Origin of the sequence: Gilliamella sp. Fer1-1, from assembly GCF_001690825.1 — a bacterium.
Taxonomy (GTDB): Bacteria; Pseudomonadota; Gammaproteobacteria; order Enterobacterales; family Orbaceae; genus Gilliamella; species Gilliamella apicola_C.
The window spans coordinates 24,372-31,638 of record NZ_LZGX01000118.1 but is presented as its reverse complement, the minus strand read 5'-3'; the positions used below and the strand labels follow the sequence as shown (position 1 = coordinate 31,638).

The window sequence follows — 7,267 nt, the reverse complement described above, 5'->3', positions numbered from 1 at the left end:
TAACTTTTAATAACACGATAAAATGAATAAGTTATTACTTTCTTTTATTAAATTAGACTAAATCTTATCATAATATTTATTTTATAGAAATCACTCACGCGCTTTGCCGTAATTTAAAAAACGACTTCAAATTAAATAACTCTAGAAAACTGCTGTTGCCTTGCCATTTTTCGCATATAAATATCAAAGCACATGCAAATATTGCGTATCAATAAATGTCCTTTAGGTTGAACTTTAATTATCTGATCATTTACGGTGACTAATCCATCTTGTTGCAATGGCGCGAGTAGTTTTAAGTCTTCAGCAAAATAGTTATCGAACTGGATATGAAATTGTTCTTCTACTGCTTTTTTATCTAGATAAAAGTGGCAAATGAGTTGCTTGATTACATCACGACGAATGATATCATCCTGATTCAAATCAAATCCTTTCCATAATCCATGACCTTTTTGTTCAACTTGACTTTGATAGCTACTCAGATCTTTTTGATTTTGCGCATAACTATCACCTAACATACTAATGGCTGACACGCCCAGCCCAAGTAAATCCGCGTCCCCTTGTGTTGTATAACCTTGGAAATTGCGGTGTAATTTATTTTCTCGCTGAGCAATAGCCAGCTCATCGGCGGGTTTGGCGAAATGATCCATACCAATAAAGTGGTAACCAGCATCGGTTAATTTTTGGATGCTGGTTTGTAAAATTTGCAATTTTTGGTTGGCATTTGGTAAATCATCATCTTTAATTTTACGTTGCGCGGCAAAACGATCTGGTAAATGAGCATAATTAAATACACTTAAACGATCGGGTGAAATATCTATCACTTTATTGAGTGTTTCGGTAAAGCTTTCTACGGTCTGCTTGGGTAAACCATAAATTAGATCTAGACTAATAGAGTGAAAACGATTTTTTCGTGCCTGATTGATAAGAGAACGTATTAGTGTTTCATCTTGTTTGCGATTAATTAGATTTTGGATTTCGTGGTTAAAATCTTGAATCCCCATACTCAACCTGTTAAAACCAACACTCGCTAAGTGGTCGATGGTTTGTGGTGTAATTTCACGAGGATCGATTTCGATCGACAGTTCGGCATTATCCGCAAAATTGAAGTGCGTTTTTAGCGAAGTAATCAGGCGAGTAATTTCATCATTAGTTAAAAAAGTCGGTGTACCCCCGCCCCAGTGCATTTGTGTTACTGTGCGTTGTTTGAATAATTTTGCCCGTTCGGCAATTTCAATATCCAAAATATCAAGGTATTTGGTGACTTTTTTTGTTTGGCGAGTAATGAGTTTATTACAACCACAAAAGTAACAAAGTTTATGGCAAAACGGGATATGTACATAAAGCGATAATGGCTTTGTAGGATAACGTGTGGCGGCCGATAAAAAGTCCTGTTTGCTAAATTCTTCATTAAATTCAAGTGCAGTAGGATAAGAGGTATATCTTGGACCAGAATAGTTATATTTTTCAATTAACGCCTGATCCCATAATTGCATATCAGTCATGCTGTTACTTCCGTTTAAATCTCTGTTTAGTGCTGTTATTTTTATCGAATTTTCGTATCAGTTTTCGATGATTTCTAATTTTTGTTTTAATTTTTATTTGATTGGTTTTATTTAAATATAACAATGTGCAAATTAATAACCCAAAATATAAACTTAGCATAATTAATATTGGCATTATGATTCGCTCGCTTTTAAGTTATTAATTAGAGGCATAAAAAATAAAGGTTGTGACATTAAATCACGAGCCGAAACTTAACTATTACAATGGCATTCCAGCTCGCATATCAGAAATATACAATCATGAGTATTAATTATATTTTCCTACCATTAGTTTCGTTTTAACAAACTAACAATATCTTCTTTCTTGTCGTCTTGATCTTCAATATCATCAAAATCGTCGTCAGTATAACCGAGCTGTTGCATTAACTCATCAATTCGATTTAATTTACTATCAAGATAAGTTTGTTGCTCTTTAGTTAGTTTGCTATTTTGCTCGACTAAATCCAGTAACTTATCTAATTTTGGATCATTTTCTAGTTGTTCTAACTCTTGTTGTGGAGATAAATTTGATGATAAAACCATTTTAGTTGGTTTAGTAGGTTGTTTAGCTTGTGTGACATTACTTGAAGTTTCCGTAATTAAGGAAATGGGCTTTTTGCTACCCACACGTGGATCTTTGACTGTTTTTGTCGAATTTTTATTCTTGTTATTTTCTTGATTATTAAAGCGGGAACCACTTGGCAAACCTTTATGTTTGCGTTTACGCTTTAGTTCACGAGATTCTTCATTGATCTCTTGACGGCTTTTCTTAGTTTTTTGTTTCGATTTATTTTTTAACATACAATCTCAATTTAATACCAGAGTTAAAGATTTAGCTAGTATTTTAACAGTAACTTGACCAGATAGCTATGATGAAGCATCAATGCTAATTTGTGATTGTAAAAAATGAGATTTATGTATAATCTGAGCCAACTATTTGAGAATTAATTGCAATAGAGAAACATAAAACATGAACAATCATTTAAGCCCTTATATGCAATTTAGTCGTAAAGAGTGGGCTAGTTTACGTAATGCAGAGCCAATGACATTAACTTGTGATGAGTTAGTCTCGCTACAAGGCATTAATGAAGATCTGTCAATGGATGAAGTAAGTGATATCTATCTACCTTTATCTAGATTGCTTAATTATTACATTAGCAATAGTTTTAGTCGGCAGGCTGTTTTATCTAAATTTTTAGGCAAAAGCCAAAAAATTCCTTATATCATTGGTATAGCAGGAAGCGTTGCTGTGGGGAAAAGTACTACAGCTCGTGTATTGCAAGCATTATTATCTCGTTGGCCTGAGCATCGCAAAGTGGCTTTGGTGACAACTGATGGTTTTTTATACCCCAACAAATGCCTTGAAGAACGTGGAATAATGAATAAAAAAGGCTTTCCGCAATCTTATGATATTAAAAAACTGATCAATTTTGTTGCTGATATTAAGTCTGGTCAAGCACAGGTTAAAGCACCCGTTTATTCTCATTTAGTTTATGATATTGTTCAAGATGAACAAATTATTCTCGATAGCCCTGATATTTTAATTCTTGAGGGATTAAATGTGTTACAAGGCGCTGTAAATTATGCACAAGCCAATAATCGTGTTTTTGTTTCTGATTATGTTGATTTCTCAATTTATGTTGATGCCGATGTATCGTTATTACACAACTGGTATGTTAATCGTTTTTTAAAATTCAGAGCAGGAGCATTTAGCGATCCCAATTCTTATTTTAATCACTACTCAAAATTGCCAGAGCAAGAAGCGCTTAACATCGCAAACCGTCTTTGGCATGAAATTAATGAATTGAATTTAATAGAAAACATCCTACCAACAAGGGAAAGAGCCAGCCTTATCCTAACCAAAGGCAAAGATCATAAAGTTGATTGTGTTCAATTAAGAAAATAATTTAAAAAGGGGGGAGAAGATCGATATGAAATTAACAATAAGATCAATTTGTAAGTTAATTTTTTTAGTATTAACAGCTATCGCTTTTATACCTAATATTTATGCTGCAAATCATGACGAATATCAAGGTGTAACTTGTTTTAGCAAAAAACACATTATGGAAAAACAAATTGATGAGGCAAAAAAGGCGGGTAACTTGCGCCAAGCTCAAGGGCTTGAAAAAGCATTACATGATATCAATACATATTGTAATGATGATGATTTAAAAGCTAAATACACCGAAAAAGTAATTGAAAAGACTAAAAAAGTTGCCGAAAAAGAGCAAGCTTTAGCTAAAGCGCAAGCAAAAGGAGACGCCCAAAAAATAGCTAAACAAAAGCTAAAATTAAGTGAAACTCAAAAAGAATTGAGCGAAGCTAAAACTAAATTAGCTGAATTTTATGAAGAAATTAAAGCTAAATAACAATTGTATTATTTTGAAAAACAGTTGTATTATAATTGACCAAAATAAGATTTGAATTATTTTAATCTAAAAAATATAAAGAAATATAATGGAAAACGTATCTAAAATTAGGCAATGTATTAAGGTTGCCACTCAAGGTTTTATTGGTCGAGAACAACTAGCTGAACTTATCATCCTTGCTGCAATTGCTAAAGAGCATTTATTAGTCATTGGAGCACCTGGTACAGCGAAAAGTGCGGTAGTAAGGCGTATAGCTAAAACGATGAATGGTCAGTATTTTGAATATTTGTTAGGTCGATTTACCGAACCTTCAGAACTTTTTGGAACCGTTGATCTTAAAAAACTTCGTGAAGGAAAGGTTGAAACAGATACTAGTGGTATGTTACCAGAGGCAGAAATTGTTTTTTTAGATGAAGTTTTTTTAGGTTCAACTGCAATTTTAAATACATTATTAGGTATTTTAAATGAACGCCAATTTCGGCGAGGTCACACGAAAATCACCTGCCCGTTAAAAATTTGTATTGCCGCATCAAATAGCTTGCCTGATGATGATGGTTTGGCTGCTTTTGCAGATCGCTTTTTACTCCATCTTTTTGTTGAACCTGTTGCAGATAACTTCATCGAAGATATGCTTGCTGGTGGTTGGCAAGCCGAATATGCTGAAATAGATTCTTCCTTATCTTTAGATGAACTTGCTGAGCTAAGTGAGCAAGTCAAAAATGTTAATCTTGATAAAATTTTTTCGCCGTTTGCGGATGCAATTAGATTACTCCGACAAAATGGCATTAGCTTATCGGATAGGCGTGTAGTTAAAACACTAAAGCTTATTGCAGCAGCAGCTTTGGTTAATGGAAGGCTTGAGGCTGAAAAACAAGATTTATGGCCACTGTTTTATGTTTTACCTACCATTGATACGCAGCAGAGAGGGCAAGAGATATTAAAAGATGTCTTTACATTATCTAATAATTCTCAACTTTTTTATGCTACGGAGTCAGCAGCTCAACAACCCAACGCTCGTTTAGAAAGATTGATAGAGCTTGCTACACATTGTGTAAATAATGATGCTCAACAAATAGAAAGTGTCTTACGTGAAATTGATGCCAATTATTCCGTTGATACCATTCCAGAGCAACTAAAGCAGTTAAGAACGCAATTAATTGATTTGATAGCCCAGAATGTGTAGTGATACTTATATTCAATGGCATTGGCAACTTAATAATGATCCAGTAGTACCTGTCGCTGTGGTCGCTTGGAATGATGTTGTCCCACGCTTGTTTAATCATCTTAGACAAAACTTAAGTAAATATGATTTATCTAAATATCAATTTGTTAAAGGTGATAATTTTGTTGTGATTATTGGTGAATCCTCATTATTACCATGGGTAAATGGTGTGCAATATGCGATGATTGATAGCCAAGAACCACGACTTTGGTTACCATGCCATGCTAAACCGTCGATATCTTTGTTTTTATTGGCTGAAGCTATTGGTTATAAGTTTAAATGTGAGCAGATGCTTTTATGGGATCAGCCTAAAGCGGTTATTCCTTTAGCTAAAAAGTGGCCATTAACCAAAGAGTTTCTTGAATATGTCAAATAATCCATTACCCAAACCGTTTCGAGCTTGGCAACCTTGGTTATCATGGTTCGATGAAAATTTGCAACCGATAGTAGCGGATCTACTTTTACAACTTAATAACCTGTTAGGACCAACAAAAGAAAGCCGATGGAAAGATCAACAATTTTTATCAGGTTTAGGGGATTTAAAAAAACGTGGCAGCTATGATCATTTATTGACAAGTGAATGGTTAATAGCGGAAGAAGAACCTGATGAATTTATTCGCCGAGCAGTGAGTTATGAGCATCTTTTTTTTACCCCCATGCAAGAAAAGTCCAAGGCGAATGGCGTTATTATTGCTTTATTTGATTGTGGTATTCTACAATTAGGTGTATCTCGCCTTGTTCACCTAATTTTGATGTTATTGTTAGAGATTCGTTCTCATAATCACCAAAGTCAGTTTTATTGGGGCATTATTCAAAATCGGCCTAATTTAAGATTATTTAAAGATATTGGCGATCTAAGATGTTTACTAAACAAGCGGACTACAACGCTTGCAACGGATAAAATGTATCGTCATTGGGCTAATTATTTTGAACAGTCGGAACAAATTTACGATGAATGTTGGTTAATTGGTGCGAATCCCCCTTTTACAGCTTTTTCAACACACCAAGTTAATATTGAACGATTAATTAAATCACCTGAAAAACTATCGGTAACAATAAATAGCAAAATAATGTCAAAACACTGTTATTTAAGCTTACCCGCTCCAATATTTTGTGAAAAAATGTTAGCGGGGCAATTTGCTAGCAATAGTGACTATGCAGAAATAATACAAAAGTCTATTGTTCCAATAAATATTGGATTTAATCCAATTATTTCGGCAAATGGTAAATGTATTTTGACATCAAACCTTGATAGTACTATGGCTTATTGTATTAGCATTACAGGGATCTATTCGCCTAAAAAAAATTGTCGGATTCAATACCACCACTTAAGTGGCTCTGTATTAGGGATGGATTTAAAAGGAAAGCGAATTGTGGCACTGCTTCACGATCAGCAAAGGCTATTTTTATGGCAGGCCAATAGTGAAAAGTTTGAGCTAGTCGAAAACCTGAATATAGATAAAGACAAACCATTAGTTGCCTTTTTGGGATTATATAATGTACATGGGTCCACTTTTTTGTTTATTGATTCGAATAGTTTGTTGTGTTCTTTATATTTTTTACCTAAAAAGAATGAAGTAATTTCACTTAAAACTATTAATAAAAATGTTGTGGCACTATTTAAATTGCATGATAGTGCTGCTTATTATTTCTATTTTGATGATCAAAATAGACTCTGTTTAACAGGTTATAATGCAGGTACTTATACTTATCGTTTGGTTGGAATTAAACATAAGTCTAATTTACAGTACCTTCTTACGGCTGAACAATTATGGCTAAAAGGTTTTGGTCGTTTAGCGATTGGTGATGAGCAACTGTGGCGTGTATTTACCGCTGAAAAAGAGTCGATGCATGTTACTGTACCTAATGAATGGCTTGTATTTGGATTGTTTTATGACTCGTATGATGGTAGAACCCACTTTTTAGTGATAAATCATGATAAAAAGCAAGTTGCGCTATTTGATTATGTCACTAATAGCATAAATATTTGTTTGCGTTCACCACATAAGATCGTAAGTTATAGTTATAACTCATTAGCTAAATCATTTACAGTCACTACTGACGCAGGTGAATTAATATTATATTCATTTATAACACAATCTATGCGATTAAAATTAAGTAAAATTGATTAATAT

General features: G+C 33.7%; 7 protein-coding genes. 5 read left to right on the top strand and 2 right to left on the bottom strand.

Annotation, left to right across the window (positions count from 1 at the left end; genetic code table 11):
- Positions 1–131: 131 nt before the first annotated feature.
- On the bottom strand, positions 132–1,502 hold the full coding sequence (gene hemN / locus A9G28_RS12905; protein WP_065580922.1) for an oxygen-independent coproporphyrinogen III oxidase: 1,371 nt from the start codon (positions 1,500–1,502) through the stop codon (positions 132–134).
- A 327-nt stretch (positions 1,503–1,829) separates the two neighbouring features.
- Positions 1,830–2,342, bottom strand: coding sequence for a Der GTPase-activating protein YihI (gene yihI / locus A9G28_RS12900; protein ID WP_065567957.1), 513 nt, complete (start codon positions 2,340–2,342; stop codon positions 1,830–1,832).
- A 169-nt stretch (positions 2,343–2,511) separates the two neighbouring features.
- Between yihI and coaA the strand changes: the two genes are divergently transcribed.
- The 5 genes from coaA to A9G28_RS12875 all read left to right on the top strand — a co-directional run bounded on the left by coaA (position 2,512) and on the right by A9G28_RS12875 (position 7,264).
- A complete protein-coding gene (gene coaA, locus A9G28_RS12895; protein ID WP_065567958.1) occupies positions 2,512–3,447 on the top strand; it encodes a type I pantothenate kinase in 936 nt (311 codons plus the stop codon).
- Between the two features lie 25 nt (positions 3,448–3,472).
- Entirely contained in the window at positions 3,473–3,910 is a 438-nt protein-coding gene (locus A9G28_RS12890) for a DUF1090 domain-containing protein (protein WP_065567959.1), read from the top strand.
- Positions 3,911–3,998: 88 nt separating this feature from the next.
- Entirely contained in the window at positions 3,999–5,093 is a 1,095-nt protein-coding gene (locus A9G28_RS12885; RefSeq protein ID WP_065580921.1) for an AAA family ATPase, read from the top strand.
- Positions 5,086–5,508 (top strand): bpX5 domain-containing protein, encoded by a 423-nt coding sequence (locus tag A9G28_RS13220; RefSeq protein WP_081297920.1) that lies wholly within the window; start codon positions 5,086–5,088, stop codon positions 5,506–5,508. The genes A9G28_RS12885 and A9G28_RS13220 overlap by 8 nt, the downstream gene beginning before the upstream one ends.
- Positions 5,498–7,264 carry a hypothetical protein gene (locus A9G28_RS12875; protein WP_065580920.1) on the top strand — a complete coding sequence of 589 codons (1,767 nt, stop codon included), beginning with the start codon at positions 5,498–5,500 and terminating at the stop codon, positions 7,262–7,264. Before A9G28_RS13220 ends, A9G28_RS12875 begins: the two co-directional genes overlap by 11 nt.
- The last annotated feature ends 3 nt before the right edge of the window (positions 7,265–7,267 follow it).